The sequence below is a fragment of the Knoellia terrae genome (assembly GCF_048606435.1).
Classification (GTDB): Bacteria; Actinomycetota; Actinomycetes; order Actinomycetales; family Dermatophilaceae; genus Knoellia; species Knoellia terrae.
Map to the genome: position 1 here is coordinate 128160 of NZ_JBMBWH010000005.1, position 13691 is coordinate 141850.

Below are 13691 nucleotides of genomic sequence, written 5' to 3' on the forward strand. Positions count from 1 at the left end.
TGACGAACGCCACCGTCTCGAAGGAGAACTGACACCATGTCCGAACGTGTGACCATGCCCGCCCTCGGCGAGTCCGTGACCGAGGGCACCGTCACCCGGTGGCTGAAGAACGTCGGCGACCAGGTCGAGGTCGACGAGCCGCTGCTCGAGGTCTCGACCGACAAGGTCGACACCGAGATCCCCTCCCCCGTCTCCGGCACACTGCAGGAGATCCTCGCCGAGGAGGACGAGACCGTGGCCGTGGGCGCCGACCTCGCCGTCATCGGTGACGGTGCCGCCCCGAGCGGGGGCGACGACGCGCCCGCCGAGGAGTCCGCCTCACCCGACGAGCCCGCACCGGCGGCCACGACCGAGGACAACACCGGCCAGTCCGGCGACGGTGACGCCATCGACTCGCCGAAGGACCAGGACGCCGTCACGCAGGCCGGTGACGAGGGCGGCCAGGAGCCGGCCCAGCCGCAGCCCGACGAGGCGAAGGACGCCCCCGCCCAGGACGCGCCGGCGCCCTCCACCCCGGCCCCGCCCTCCGGCGGCGGCGGCGGTGGCGACGGCGGCGGTGGTGGCACGACCGTCACCATGCCTGCGCTCGGCGAGTCGGTCACCGAGGGCACCATCACGCGCTGGCTCAAGGCCGAGGGCGACGAGGTCGCCGTCGACGAGCCGCTCCTCGAGGTCTCGACCGACAAGGTCGACACCGAGATCCCCTCCCCGGTCGCCGGCACCCTCAGCAAGATCCTCGTCCAGGAGGACGAGACCGTGCCCGTCGGCGCAGATCTCGCCGTGGTCGGCGGCAGCGCCGGCGGAGACGCCGCGGCCTCGGACAACACCGACACGTCACAGGCCGCCGCACCGGCCCAGCCCGCCGCCGAGGAGGCCGCACCCGAGCCGGGCTCTGCCAGCCCCGGTCAGTCCGCAGAGCCCGAGGCCGCGCCCCAGCAGGCCGAGGAGCCGAAGCAGCAGGAGCAGCCGAAGCAGCAGGAGCAGGCGCCCGCGGAGAAGCCGGCCGCCGAGAAGCCGGCCGAGACGACCAGCGACCAGCCCACGGAGGCCCAGCGCGTGGCACCCGACGAGCCGGCTCCCTCGCAGGGCGAGGTGGCCGAGGCCACCGCTCCGGCACCCGCCTCCGGTGGGTCCGAGGAGTCGCAGGACGCGTTGGCCTACGTCACCCCGCTCGTGCGCAAGATCGCCTCCGAGAACGGCATCGACCTCGGCACCGTCAAGGGCACCGGCGTCGGCGGCCGGATCCGCAAGCAGGACGTCCTCGCCGCCGCCGAGGCGGCGAAGGCACCGGCTCCCGAGCCCGCTGCGGCTCCTGCCGCGGCCCAGGCGGCCCCGGCAGCGGCCAAGCCCGCCTCCGGTGGCGACACCGACCTGCGCGGCACGACCCAGAAGATGAGCCGCCTGCGCAAGATGATCGCCACGCGCATGGTCGAGTCGCTCCAGAGCTCGGCCCAGCTCACGACGGTCGTCGAGGTCGACGTCACCAAGATCGCCCGCCTGCGTGACCGCGCGAAGGCCGACTTCGCCAAGCGCGAGGGCACGAAGCTCAGCTTCCTGCCGTTCTTCACCGTCGCGGCGATCGAGGCGCTCAAGGTCCACCCGACCGTCAACGCGAGCATCGACGGCGACACGGTGATCTACCACGGCAGCGAGAACATCGGCATGGCCGTCGACACCCCCAAGGGACTCATCGTCCCCGTGGTCAAGAACGCCGGCGACCTCAACATCGCCGGGCTCTCGCGCAACATCGCCGACCTCGCCGAGCGCACCCGCACCAACAAGATCACGCCCGACGACCTGGCCGGTGGCACCTTCACCATCACCAACACGGGGTCGCGCGGCGCTCTGTTCGACACCCCGATCATCAACATGCCGCAGGTCGCCATCCTCGGCACCGGTGCCGTGGTCAAGCGTCCCGTGGTCGTCAAGGACGCCGACGGGGGCGAGACGATCGCCATCCGGTCGATGGTCTACCTGGCGCTGTCGTACGACCACCGCATCGTCGACGGTGCGGACGCCGCCCGCTTCCTCGGCACCGTGAAGGAGCGACTCGAGGAAGGCGCCTTCGAGGCGGACCTGGGTCTCTGAGCACCATGACACAGCGCATCGCCGTCGCAGGTTCGTCCGGGCTTATCGGCGGTGCGCTGTGTCGCTCCCTGCGTGCACGGGGGGACGAGGTCGTGCGCCTGGTCCGTCGCCCGTCCGAGCACGTCTCGGAGGTCCAGTGGGACCCCTCGACCCGCCACCTCGACCCCGCGGTGCTCGACGGCGTCGACGCGGTCGTCAACGTCGCCGGGGTGAGCATCGGCGCCCACCGCTGGAACCCCGAGTTCAAGAAGGAGCTCATCTCCTCACGCACCGACGGCTCCACCGCCCTGGCCACGGCGATCGCCGAGACCGGTCGGCCCATCCACCTCGTCAACGGCTCCGCGGTCGGCTACTACGGCGACCGGGGGGACGAGCTGCTCACCGAGGAGAGCCCCGGTGGCTCGGGCTTCCTCGCCGACCTCGTCCGAGCCTGGGAGGGCTCGACCGAACCCGCTCGCGCCGCGGGCGCCCCGGTCACGCTGGCGCGCACCGGCATCGTGCTCGCGCCCACCGGCGACGCGATCAAGCTGCTCCTGCTGCTCACCCGCTTCGGGCTCGGCGGACCGCTCGGCAACGGGCGGCACTACTGGCCGTGGATCACCCTCCAGGACGAGGTGCGCGCGATCGAGCACGTGATCGACCAGCGGCTCGAGGGGCCGGTGAACATCACCGGCCCCGACCCGGCACGCCAGCGCGACATCGTCGCCGAGATGGGCCGGCAGCTGCACCGCCCGACCGTGCTCCCTGCTCCGAAGCTCGCCCTCAAGCTCATCGTCGGGGAGATGGCGGACGACATCACGTCGAGCCAACGAGCGGTGCCGAAACGGCTGCAGGACAGCGGTTTCGTCCACGACCACGCGACCCTGCCCGACGCGGTTCGCTGGCTGCTCGCCAACCGCTAGGTCGCTCGCGCCAGGCACCTATGGAAGCTCCCTGACCTCGTGGACCCGCCACCCGGTCGGCGTGTGCACGAGGTCGAGGATCACGGCAGCGTCCGAGGTCGCCGGGCGAGGCTCCTCCCCTCGTGGACTGCGCACCAGGTGCGCCCCCGTGTCGATCCGGGTCCGGATGCTCGCCACGCCGTCGCCGCGACGGGAGACCACGGCCTCACGCACGTCGAACGTCAGGCCGACGTAGCGCTGCTGCGCCCGCTGGACCCCGGCCAGGACCTCGGTGTCTCGCGCCAGTGCGGGTGAGCCGGGCGCATCGACCTCGACGAGGCGAGCCGCGATCCCGGTCTCCCACGCCCGGGCCCGCGCCGCGGCCAAGGCCCGCACGAGGCCGAGCGGGTCCCGCTCCGGTGCGTCGGCGAGCATCCGGAGGTCTCCCGGTGGCCTCGGTGGCGCGGGTGACGCCTGACCCTGTGCCCCGCTCCCGGGGGCGTGCGCCCACCACACGGCCCGGTCCGCCGCCAGGACCACGAGGAGGGCGGCGCAGGACACGGCCAGGACGAGACCGGACGACAACCGCCCGGGCCGACGAAAGGCCCGGACGCGGGAGACCAGGGAGCGCACCCAGAGACGGCGCCGATGACCGCCCGACGGTGGGGCCGGCGCGGCGCGGGCCGCGGCACGGATCCGCCGCGTGAGCAGGCTGACGTCGTCACGGCCCTGCGTGAGGGGAAGCGGCAGCGCCTCGACGCTCTCGTAGAGGGCCAGGGCCAGCTCGTCGGCCCCGGGCCGGTCCGCGGGGTCGAGCCGCAGGGCCCCCTCCACCGTGGTCACGAGGGCCCCGGGCAGCCCCGGCACCCGCTCGGCGAGGCGCCCCCGCACCGCGGCCGGGTCGGGCACGCTGCCGGTGAGGCAGAACCACGCGAGCGCCCCCACCGCGTGGACGTCGGAGGCCGCCGTCGGCGACGCTCCCAGGGCCACCTCCGGTGCGACGAACCCCTCGGTCCCCCGCACCTCCGACAGCCGCTCCCCGACGATCCGCGCCACGCCGAGGTCGGCGAGGTACGGCCGCCCGCCGCCGTCGAGCAGGACGTTGTCGGGTGAGACGTCACCGTGGACCACCCCGACCGCGTGCAGGCGGGCCAGCGTCGACGCGATCGGGACCAGCGCCGTGACCACCTCGCCGGCCGCGAGGTGACCGCGGGCGCGCACCACCGCACCCACGGTGCCGCCGGTGAGGTGGTCCATCACCAGGGCCACGTCCCCCGACGGCAGCGCCACGGCCTCGTGCAGGCGCACGAGGTGGGGGTCGGCGATGCGGCCGAGCACCGCCAGCTCGACGAGCGCGTCGTCCGCGTCCGCCGCCGGGACCACCTTGATCGCCACCGGCTGGCCGGAGGCGTCGGTCGCCGCCCACACCGTGCCCGACCCGCCACGGGCCAACGGCCCGAGCACCTCGTAGCCGGCCACGCGGGGAGCGAGGTGGTCCTCGAGCCGGTGCCGGCCGGCATACGCCGTCGGAGCGGTCAGCGGCGAAGTTTCCATCGCCTCACTCTGGCGGAGGCAGGGAAACCAGCCGCCGAGTTCTCCACAGGGTCAGGCGACCCGCTCCGCGGCCGACGCCACACCGAGCCACGAGTGCGGGTTGCCGTCCCAGCACCAGCCCAGCTTGGGCGCCCGGTCACTGATCCACATCGCCGGCACCCGACGGTCCGCCCGGCGCGATCCCGAGAGCATGAAGCACCGGTTCTTCTCGAGCAGCTCCGGAGCGTGGGTGACGACGGCGATCCCCTCGTCGATGGTGAGCGGCGCGCGACCCCGTCCGCGGATCACCGGCAGTGCCTCCTCCGGGCGCACCCCGCAGAACTCCTCACCACGGTCCACGTCGACCAGTAGGTACGCCGCGGACGCCGGCACCTCCAGCTCCGGCAACGGGTCGTAGGTCGCGAGGTCCCCGACCGCGTGGTTGCGGTCGACGACACCGGGCCTGCGGCTCCCGACGAGGCGAAGCAGCGGGACGGTCGTCGTCGGGTCGACGAGCGTCCGGGTGACGACGACGACGTATGCCGTCCGCCCCGGTCGGTCCTCCCCGCCCGCCGCGTCGAGACGGTGCGCCTGCGTGGCGAGCGGAGCGAGCACGTCACGGAAGGCCGCCTCCTCCAGCCCGGCCAGCGCCGGGTACCCCATCGTCACGAGCCGGTCGACCTGGTCCTCGAATGACATGCGTCCCCCTCTGCGTTGTCGGCGAAGGCTCAACGCGTGGGGTTCCCGCGTCGTTCCCGGGCGGTCGGGCCGGACCGGCGCGTCATAGGGTGCGGGGCATGCCTGCCGACCAGCCGACGATCCTCGCGACCTCGGGCGGCTACCGCCCGGCCACCCGGACCCACCTCGAGTTCGACGCGCTCGTGCACCACGCCGTCGAGCTGTCGGGCGTCTCCGGGCGGCGGCCCCGGATCACCGTCCTCGGCACGGCCAGCGGGGACCAGCGGTTCTTCAACGACCACCTCCACCAGGCGGCCCGGGTCGCCGGGTTCGAGCTCACGACGCTGGACCTGTTCCCGATGCCGAACCTCGACGACGTGCCCGGGCACATGCTCGAGCAGGACGTCGTCTGGGTCAACGGCGGCTCGGTCGCCAACCTGCTCGCCGTGTGGGCCGTCCACGACCTCGGCCCGGCCATGCGGTCGGCCTGGGAGGCCGGGGTGGTCCTCTCCGGTGTCTCGGCGGGGTCCATCTGCTGGTACGTCGGCGGCACGACCGACTCCTTCGGTCCCGAGCTGCGCGCCGTGACCAACGGTCTCGCCCTGCTCCCGTGGGGCAACGGCGTCCACTACGACTCGGAGGAGCGTCGACGACCGCTGGTCCACCGGCTCGTCACGGACGGGACCCTGCCCACCACGCACTGCACCGACGACGGCGTGGGGCTGGTCTACCACGGCACCGAGCTCGTCGAGGCGGTCTCCGAGCGTGACGGCAAGGGCGCCTGGGTCGTGACCCGCGACGGCGACCGTGCCGTCGAGGAGCGTGTCGACCCGCGGCGGCTCCCCACCCCCTGACCGCTCGTCAGGCGAAGCGGTCGGCCACGTCCTGCAGGCGCTGCCGGTGCCGTGCCCAGGAGTCGGCGTCTCCGTCCGGGAGGTTGGTCGCATCGGGCCGCATCCCGGCCGCGCCGTCGACGAGCTCGCGGACGATGTCCATCTGCCCCGCGTGCCGGTTCGTCTCGGCGACCATGTGCACGAGGAACCACTGCAGGGAGACCGCCTCTCCGGCCTCGCCCCACCACGGGACGGTGCCGGTGGCGTCGAGATCGAGCTCGCCGATGACCGCGTCGGCGTGCGCGGTGACGCGCCGGTAGAGCGCGACGACCGACTCCCGGGACTCGTGCTCGCCCGCCCACATGTCGCCGTTGTCCTCGAGCGTGTCGGTCATCATCTGCGCGTACCACTCCGGCATGTCCGGGACGGGCCGGCCCAGGCAGTCGCCGAAGTAGCCGGCCTCCACCCCCGCGAGGTGCTTGACCACCCCGAGGAGGTTCGTGCCCGTCGGGGTGAGCGGCCTGCGGGCGTCGTGCTCCGACAGGCCCTCGAGCTTCCACAGCACGGCCTCACGGGCCCGGGCCAGGTAGCGATGGAGGACGGCCTTGGCGTCGTCGGACACGTCAGACCTCCTCGGCGTGGCCGGGCCGGGTCCCCGGCGTGATCACCTCGACGACGCGCTGCGCCTCGGCGCTCGTCCGGGCTGCGTCGATGACGGCGAGCGTGTGCACGGCGTCGCGGGGGTCGACCGGCATGGCGGCCTGCGGGTCCGGCGCCGACAGGGCCGCGCCCACGGCCCGGTAGAACTCTGCCGCGCTCGAGTTCGTCTTCGTCACCGGCTCGCGCTCGCTCTCGCGATAGAGCCAGCCGCAGTGCTGCTCGTCGAGGTCGGCGGTGTCGGGGAAGACGTTCGGCTCACCGTTGAAGTCGTTCTGGACGTATGCCGCACCCCGCCCGAGCAGTCGAACGCGCGGCCCTGCGGCCCCCGACAGCGAGGTGGCACCGAGGTGCGACGTCACGCCACTGTCGTGGCGGCATACGAGGAAGGCGTCGTCGTCCGACGTCGTGCTGCGGGCGTCCACCGTCGCGAAGACGGTGACCACCGGGCCGAAGAGCTGCACGGCCATGTCGACGAGGTGCGAGTGCAGGTCGAGCAGGATGCCGCCACCCTCGCTCGGCAGGGCGTTCTCGCGCCAGCGGTCCTTGGCGACCGGCCGCCAGCGCTCCCAGCGCAGCTCGCACCGGAAGGGCTCCCCCGCGAGACGGTCTCGCACGACCGTCGCCAGGGTCGTGAACTGCGGGTCGTAGCGCCGGTTCTGGAAGACCGTGAGCGCAACGCCCTCGCGCTCGGCCAGGTCCACGAGGGTGAGCGCGTCGTCCGCGGTGACGGCGAGCGGCTTGTCGACGACGCACGGAAGGCCGGCCTCGATCACCCGCTGGGTGTGGGCCAGGTGGCTGCCGGTCGGCGTGGCCAGGACGACGACGTCGAGCCCCTCGACGGCGAGCAGCGAATCGAGGTCGTCCACGGCCTGCGCCCGCGGGTGGTCCCCGGCGAGCTCGGCACGGCGCTCGGGGTTGGAGGTGGCCACCGCGGCCAGCTCCAGCCCGGCCTCCGCCAGGAGCGGCGCGTGGATCTGGCGCCCTGCCGATGCGTACCCTGCGAGACCGACTCTGACCATGGCTGGACCCTAGTGGGCCAGCGGCTGCGCAGCCTCGGAGGTCTCGTCCGATGCGGTGCCGCGGGTGCCCTCCTCAGGCTCCCGCCGGTCTCCCGCAAGCCGCGCCGGCCACCACGTCCGAGGTCCGAGGTCGTAGGCCAGGGCCGGGACGAGCAGGCTGCGGACGACGAAGGTGTCGAGGATGACGCCGAAGGCGACGATGAAGGCCACCTGGACGAGGAAGACCAGCGGGAGCACCGACAGCGCCGAGAAGGTGGCGGCCAGGACGATGCCGGCACTCGTGATGACTCCCCCGGTGACGGCCAGCCCGACGAGGATGCCCGGGCGTGTGCCGCGGTGCACCGACTCCTCCCGGACGCGGGTCATGAGGAAGATCGAGTAGTCGATCCCCAGCGCCACGAGGAAGACGAAGCCGTAGAGCGGGATCGCGGGGTCGCTGCCGCCGAAGCCGAGGACGTGGTCGAAGACGAGGGCGGCGATCCCTATGGTCGCCGCGAACGACACGACGTTGGCGACGACGAGCAGGAGCGGGGCGACGAACGAGCGCAGGAGCAGGCAGAGCACGAGGAAGATCACGACGAGGATGGCGGGCACGATGACCCGGAGGTCCCGGCCGCTCGCCTCGAGCACGTCGAGGTTGATGGCCGCCTGGCCGCCGACGAGGGCCTCGTCACTGACGTCGTCGAGCGCGACGCGCAGCCGGCGCACGGTCTCCTCGGCCTCGGCGCTGTCCGACGCGCCCGTCGCGGTGCCCTGCACCAGCTGGAGCCCGTCGACGGGCTCCGCGGCCGGTGCGGGCCGGCCGGGGACCGGCGGGGTCAGCCCGACGAAGGCGCCCTCGATGCCGGCGTCGGCGTCGAGCACCTCGCGCGCGGCCTCGGCCTGCTCGGCCGGCACGACGACCTGCACCGGACTCCCGGAGCCGGCGGGAAAGTGGCGCTCGATGGCCGCCTGCGCGTCCACCGAGTCGGTCGCGGTGAGGAAGGTGTCCTTGATGCTCACGCCCTCGGCGGAGAACGTGGGAGCGAACGCCGCCGCCGCGAGGAGGGCGGCCAGCGTGGCCACCCAGACCCGCCGGGGGTGACGACCGACGAGGCCCGAGACGCGGCCCCACAGCGAACGCGTGCCGACGACGTCCTCCGCGTGCACGTTGTCGAGCCGGGGAGCGAACGGCCAGAACGCCTTGCGTCCGATGACGAGCAGCACCGCGGGCAGGAACGTCAGGGAGGCGAGCAGTGCGCCGGCGATGCCCAGAGCGCCCACGGGGCCGAGGCCCGCGGTGTTGCGCAGGTCGGCGAGCAGCAGGCACAGCAGCCCGAGGATGACGGTGGCCCCGGAGGCGGCGATGGGCTCGACCGATCCGCGCCAGGCCCGGCGCATGGCCACCCACGTGCTCGGCTCGCCGTGCAGCTCCTCGCGGAAGCGGCTCACGAGGAGCAGCGCGTAGTCGGTGGCGGCGCCGACGACGAGGATGAAGAGGATGCCCTGCGACTGCCCGGAGAGCTCGATCGTGCCGTTCTCGGCGAGCGGCCGGACGACGAGCGCGGCGAGGCTGAGCCCGAGCACGGCGCTGAGCAGGACGGCCACCGGCAGGATCGGGCTGCGGTAGACGATGAGCAGGATGACGAGCACGACGGCGAGAGCGACGAGCAGGAGGACGCCGTCGATGCCCGCGAAGGCCGCCGAGAAGTCCGCGACCAGCCCTCCCGGTCCACCGACGCTGGATGTGAGCCCCGTGCCGGACAGGACGATGCGTGCCTTGACCCGCACCTCTTCCGCCGCCGCGATGATCGGCGACTCCCCGTCGACGACCTCCGAGACCGCCGCCTCGGTGAGCGGGATGATGACGAGGACGGCCTTGCGGTCCTCGCTCGGGACCGGCTGGAGCCGCGTCCCCTCGACGATGTAGTCGCCGAGCGTGCGGTCTGTGCCGGGCAGCGGGATGCCCGGCAGGTCCTCCGTGAGCCGGAGGAGGGCGAGGCCGTCGGCCTGGTCGAGCTCGCTGCCGTCGCGGTCCTCGGCGACGAGGATGAGGGGGACCTCCTCCTCGTCGCTGAAGGCGCCCACCCTGTCGAGGACGGCGGTGGACTCGGCGTCGACGGGGAGGAACGAGGCATTGTCGTTCTTCTGCACCTCGGAGAGCCGTCCGGTCGCCGGGCCACCGACGGCTCCGACCGCGAGCCAGCAGAGGATGACGACGATGGCGCCGACGAGCACGGACCTGGGCCGGCCGGGGCGGGCGCTGCGCTGGTTCACCCGATCACCCTAGGTCCCCGCGGCGACGCGGCAGTCGGTCGGACGGCATACGGTGGGGGCATGCGGTTCGTGCACCTGGGCTTCGCTCCCGACTACGTCGACTACCTCGACGGCTGGGAGAAGCAGCGGGCCGTGCACGCCGCGGTCGCGGAGGGTCGCGAGCCGGACATCACGCTGCTCCTCGAGCACGCGGCCGTCTACACCGCAGGCAAGCGCACCCAGCCCGAGCAGCGCCCGTTCGACGGCACACCGGTGGTCGACGTCGACCGCGGCGGCCTCATCACCTGGCACGGTCCGGGGCAGCTCGTCGGCTACCCGATCGTCGCCCTGCCGGAGGTGCCCATCGACGTCGTCGCCCACGTCCGCCGGCTCGAGGACGCGATGATGCGGATGACTCGTGAGTTCGGCGTCGAGACCGTGCGCGTCGAGGGGCGCAGCGGTGTCTGGGTGCTCGCCGACGACCGCGGTCCCGACCGCAAGCTCGGGGCGATCGGTGTGCGGGTCAGCCGTCGCGTGACCATGCACGGCTTCGCGCTCAACTGCGACGCCGACCTGTCGTGGGCCGACAACATCGTCGCCTGCGGCATCGCCGACGCCGGGGTGTCCTCGATCACCCGTGAGGCCGGTCGCACGGTCACCGTGCAGGACCTCCTCCCCTACGCCGAGAAGCACCTCACCGACGTCCTCGGCTGAGTCCCCGACACGGTGTATGCCGGGGCGCGTCACCCGCTCCCGTCGCACCGCAGCGGGTCCGGCAGCGCCGAGACCCGGCCGCACAAGACCCGCGTCAGCCTCGGCTCGCCGCCGAAGCGGTCCTGGCTGCTGTCGATGTCGGCGGTCAGCGTCCCGTCGTCGGCGAGCGTCCACGAGGTGACGATGGGGTCGCCCTCGACGGTGGGCTCGGTGACCGACAGCGTCGCTCCGCGCCCGTCCCGCAGTGCCTCCTCGAGACACGCCCGCTCCTGCGAGCCGACGACCTCGAGCCGCTGCCCCTGGGCCAGGACGACCTTGCCGCAGTCGGTGTCGGTGCCGGGGCCGGGCTTGGGGGCGGGGCCGGGGCCCGTGCTCGTCGACGCGCCGGGCGTGGAGGCCGGGCCCGGGACGTCGCCGACGTCGCTCACCGACCCGCACGCCGCAAGCACACCGGTCAGTCCGAGCGCAGCCAGTCGTCTCATGTCCCTCCGACGTCGGCCGCCCTCCCTCGGTTCCCTGTCCGGGCACACCGCGCGGCATACGGATCTTCTCGTCGGCTCGTCGAGCGTCACGACCCGGCGGACGACGCCGGTTGCCGCGCCGCGTGCCCTCGCCACCGGCGGGTTCAGGGCTGTCCGGGCCCGGGCGTACTCTGGAGTGCGTGACTGTCGCACCCGAAGGACGTCGTCTCCTGCGTGTCGAGGCCCGCAACGCCGAGACCCCGATCGAGCGCAAGCCCGAGTGGATCCGGACCACCGCGAAGATGGGGCCGGAGTACACCCAGCTGCACTCGATGGTGAAGAAGGAGGGCCTCCACACGGTCTGCCAGGAGGCCAGCTGTCCCAACATCTTCGAGTGCTGGGAGGACAAGGAGGCGACCTTCCTCATCGGCGGTGACGTGTGCACCCGCCGCTGCGACTTCTGCGACATCGCCACCGGCCGCCCGACGAGCCTCGACCTCGACGAGCCCCGCCGCGTCGCCGAGTCGGTCCGGTCGATGGGCCTGCGCTACTCGACGGTGACCGGTGTCGCGCGTGACGACCAGCCCGACGGCGCCGCCGGCCTCTACGCCGAGACGATCCGCCAGATCCACGCGCTCAACCCCAACACCGGCGTCGAGATCCTCCCCCCCGACTTCGGCGCCAAGCCCGAGCTCGTCGGGCAGGTCTTCGACGCACGCCCCGAGGTGTTCGCCCACAACCTCGAGACGGTGCCGCGGATCTTCCGCCAGATCCGGCCCGCGTTCACCTACGAGAAGTCGCTCAAGGTGCTCTCGATGGCACGCGAGGCCGAGCTGGTGACGAAGTCCAACCTCATCCTCGGGATGGGTGAGGAGGACCACGAGGTCGAGCAGGCCATCGCGGACCTGCACGACGCGGGCTGCGACATCCTCACGATCACCCAGTACCTCCGCCCCTCCAAGCTGCACCACCCGATCGACCGCTGGGTCAAGCCCGAGGAGTTCGTCCACTGGAGCTCCGTGGCCGAGGACATGGGCTTCAAGGGCGTCATGGCCGGTCCGCTGGTGCGCTCCTCCTACCGCGCCGGCCGCCTGTGGGCGACCGCGATGACGAAGTGGGGCCGCCCGATCCCCGAGCACCTGTCGCACCTCGCGCAGGCCGCCGGCGACCCCGCCCGCCAGGAGGCCGCGTCGCTGGTGGCGCGCTCCGCGCGGGCCGTATCCTGATCCTCGAGAACGTTTCCGTTCCGGCGCGCGACGTGCGCGCCACACCCTGACGCAGGAGCGCGCACCCCGTGGCCAAAGAGACCACCACCGCAGAGAAGAAGCCCGGGCGGTTCGCCGAGATCCGCCAGGGCTACCGCGCCATCAAGCAGCTCGACCCGAAGATCGGGTGGTTCATGCTGGGGGCTGCGCTCCTGACCTTCGCGGTCATCGTCGGGATCGGCTTCCTCCTCGGGGGACTGTGGCGCTGGTACCTCATCCTCATCGCCATCCCCGCCGCGCTCCTCGCCGCCACCTTCGTCATGAACCGGCGCGGCAACAAGGCCATGTACGGCATGCTCGAGGGCCAGACCGGTGCCGCCGGCGCCGCCCTCCAGAGCATGGGTCGGCGCGGCTGGTACGCCTCGACCGAGCCGGTGGCCGTCGACGCCGCCCGCGCCTCCAAGCCGAGCGACCTCACCGGCGCGGCGATGGTCTTCCGCGCCCTCGGCCGTCCCGGTGTCGTGCTCCTCGGCGAGGGTCCACGGCAGCGTGCCCTCAAGCTGCTCAAGGCCGAGGAGAAGAAGGTCAACCGCGTCGCGCCGGGCGTGCCGGTCCACCTCTGGGTCATCGGCGACGGGGACGACGACGTCAAGGTCAGCAAGATCAGCTCGAAGCTGACCCGCATGCGCCCGGTCCTCACCAAGGACGAGACCTCCGTGGTCAACAAGCGCCTGAAGTCGCTCGGCGGCCTGCGCACCGGCGTCCCCGCCGGCATGGACCCCACCCGCGCCCGGGTCGACCGCAAGGCCATGCGCGGCAAGTAGCCCGAGGGTCACGCACGCTCTGAGCGCACTCCCCCTCGTCGGACGATGACCGTGCCGGCCGCCGCGTCGTGGAAGCCCCGGCCGTGGCGGTCGGACAGGGCGGCCGGGACGAAGAGGCACAGCAGGACCGTGCGGATGAGGACCTGGAGCGCGAAGGAGCCGGGCCGGACCTGGAGCACCTGCATGCCGAGCAACGCCTGCCCCGGCGTGGCGGCGAACGCCGTGATGCTGAGGACGTTGAGGACGGCGAGGATGCCGAGCGGCACGAACGCCTGCACTCCTCCAGCGCCGAGCTCGGCGCCGAAGGCGAGCGCCGAGAGCAGCTGCACGAGGCCCCAGTCGAGGAGCAGCCCGATCGCCCGACGCCACAGCGGAGCCATCGACCCCGGACCGGCGGCCGGCATGCCGAGCTGCTGGCCGGCATACTCCTGCGGTTCCGTCGTCCTCACAGCAGGACTGTATGCCGTCCGCCCGAGACGGCCCGACGCGGGCATGGAGGCCTCTGGCAGGGTGTAACACCGGTGAAACATCCGGGTCATGGACGAGAAACCGGTGCCCCC

13 protein-coding genes are annotated in these 13691 nt (G+C 72.9%); 6 read left to right on the top strand and 7 right to left on the bottom strand.

What is annotated here, in order from left to right:
- Positions 1-36 precede the first annotated feature (36 nt).
- Both sucB and ACOJV9_RS08980 read left to right on the top strand, forming a co-directional pair.
- Positions 37-2088 (top strand): 2-oxoglutarate dehydrogenase, E2 component, dihydrolipoamide succinyltransferase, encoded by a 2052-nt coding sequence (sucB, locus tag ACOJV9_RS08975; protein WP_420184855.1) that lies wholly within the window; start codon positions 37-39, stop codon positions 2086-2088.
- Between the two features lie 5 nt (positions 2089-2093).
- Positions 2094-2990 carry a TIGR01777 family oxidoreductase gene (locus ACOJV9_RS08980; protein WP_420184856.1) on the top strand — a complete coding sequence of 299 codons (897 nt, stop codon included), beginning with the start codon at positions 2094-2096 and terminating at the stop codon, positions 2988-2990.
- An 18-nt stretch (positions 2991-3008) separates the two neighbouring features.
- On the opposite strand, the gene ACOJV9_RS08985 is transcribed toward ACOJV9_RS08980, so the two are convergent.
- The gene (locus ACOJV9_RS08985) at positions 3009-4523 is read right to left on the bottom strand and encodes a serine/threonine-protein kinase (RefSeq protein ID WP_420184857.1); all 1515 of its coding nucleotides are present in this window, start codon (positions 4521-4523) and stop codon (positions 3009-3011) included.
- A gap of 51 nt (positions 4524-4574) precedes the next feature.
- Positions 4575-5201: a DUF5701 family protein gene (locus ACOJV9_RS08990; RefSeq protein WP_420184858.1), complete on the bottom strand. Its 627-nt coding sequence runs from the start codon at positions 5199-5201 to the stop codon at positions 4575-4577.
- A gap of 98 nt (positions 5202-5299) precedes the next feature.
- On the opposite strand from ACOJV9_RS08990, the gene ACOJV9_RS08995 reads away from it, so the two are divergent.
- Entirely contained in the window at positions 5300-6034 is a 735-nt protein-coding gene (locus tag ACOJV9_RS08995) for a Type 1 glutamine amidotransferase-like domain-containing protein (RefSeq protein ID WP_420184859.1), read from the top strand.
- Between the two features lie 7 nt (positions 6035-6041).
- On the opposite strand, the gene ACOJV9_RS09000 is transcribed toward ACOJV9_RS08995, so the two are convergent.
- From ACOJV9_RS09000 to ACOJV9_RS09010, 3 genes are read right to left on the bottom strand one after another with little or no spacing between them, the layout of a single operon-like run.
- The gene (locus tag ACOJV9_RS09000; protein ID WP_420184860.1) at positions 6042-6635 is read right to left on the bottom strand and encodes a DinB family protein; all 594 of its coding nucleotides are present in this window, start codon (positions 6633-6635) and stop codon (positions 6042-6044) included.
- A gap of 1 nt (position 6636) precedes the next feature.
- Positions 6637-7692, bottom strand: coding sequence for a Gfo/Idh/MocA family protein (locus tag ACOJV9_RS09005; RefSeq protein WP_420184861.1), 1056 nt, complete (start codon positions 7690-7692; stop codon positions 6637-6639).
- 9 nt (positions 7693-7701) lie between these two features.
- Positions 7702-9948: an MMPL family transporter gene (locus tag ACOJV9_RS09010; RefSeq protein ID WP_420184862.1), complete on the bottom strand. Its 2247-nt coding sequence runs from the start codon at positions 9946-9948 to the stop codon at positions 7702-7704.
- A gap of 60 nt (positions 9949-10008) precedes the next feature.
- Between ACOJV9_RS09010 and lipB the strand changes: the two genes are divergently transcribed.
- A complete protein-coding gene (gene lipB / locus ACOJV9_RS09015; protein WP_420184863.1) occupies positions 10009-10641 on the top strand; it encodes a lipoyl(octanoyl) transferase LipB in 633 nt (210 codons plus the stop codon).
- Between the two features lie 29 nt (positions 10642-10670).
- Here the strand turns inward: lipB and ACOJV9_RS09020 are convergent, their stop codons facing one another.
- Positions 10671-11123 carry a hypothetical protein gene (locus ACOJV9_RS09020; protein ID WP_420184864.1) on the bottom strand — a complete coding sequence of 151 codons (453 nt, stop codon included), beginning with the start codon at positions 11121-11123 and terminating at the stop codon, positions 10671-10673.
- A 179-nt stretch (positions 11124-11302) separates the two neighbouring features.
- Between ACOJV9_RS09020 and lipA the strand changes: the two genes are divergently transcribed.
- Positions 11303-12328, top strand: coding sequence for a lipoyl synthase (lipA, locus tag ACOJV9_RS09025; RefSeq protein WP_420184865.1), 1026 nt, complete (start codon positions 11303-11305; stop codon positions 12326-12328).
- Positions 12329-12396: 68 nt separating this feature from the next.
- The gene (locus ACOJV9_RS09030) at positions 12397-13131 is read left to right on the top strand and encodes a DUF4191 domain-containing protein (protein ID WP_420184866.1); all 735 of its coding nucleotides are present in this window, start codon (positions 12397-12399) and stop codon (positions 13129-13131) included.
- A gap of 8 nt (positions 13132-13139) precedes the next feature.
- Here the strand turns inward: ACOJV9_RS09030 and ACOJV9_RS09035 are convergent, their stop codons facing one another.
- Positions 13140-13580, bottom strand: coding sequence for an RDD family protein (locus ACOJV9_RS09035; RefSeq protein WP_420184867.1), 441 nt, complete (start codon positions 13578-13580; stop codon positions 13140-13142).
- Positions 13581-13691: the final 111 nt, after the last annotated feature.

What these genes read in the sequence shown, in the direction of transcription:
- ACOJV9_RS08985 (WP_420184857.1), bottom strand. Translation starts at nt 4,523, where the DNA reads ATGGAAACTTCGCCGCTGACCGCTCCGACGGCGTATGCCGGCCGGCAC.
- lipB (WP_420184863.1), top strand. Translation starts at nt 10,009, where the DNA reads ATGCGGTTCGTGCACCTGGGCTTCGCTCCCGACTACGTCGACTACCTC.
- ACOJV9_RS08980 (WP_420184856.1), top strand. Translation starts at nt 2,094, where the DNA reads ATGACACAGCGCATCGCCGTCGCAGGTTCGTCCGGGCTTATCGGCGGT.
- ACOJV9_RS09020 (WP_420184864.1), bottom strand. Translation starts at nt 11,123, where the DNA reads ATGAGACGACTGGCTGCGCTCGGACTGACCGGTGTGCTTGCGGCGTGC.
- ACOJV9_RS08990 (WP_420184858.1), bottom strand. Translation starts at nt 5,201, where the DNA reads ATGTCATTCGAGGACCAGGTCGACCGGCTCGTGACGATGGGGTACCCG.
- ACOJV9_RS08995 (WP_420184859.1), top strand. Translation starts at nt 5,300, where the DNA reads ATGCCTGCCGACCAGCCGACGATCCTCGCGACCTCGGGCGGCTACCGC.
- sucB (WP_420184855.1), top strand. Translation starts at nt 37, where the DNA reads ATGTCCGAACGTGTGACCATGCCCGCCCTCGGCGAGTCCGTGACCGAG.
- ACOJV9_RS09005 (WP_420184861.1), bottom strand. Translation starts at nt 7,692, where the DNA reads ATGGTCAGAGTCGGTCTCGCAGGGTACGCATCGGCAGGGCGCCAGATC.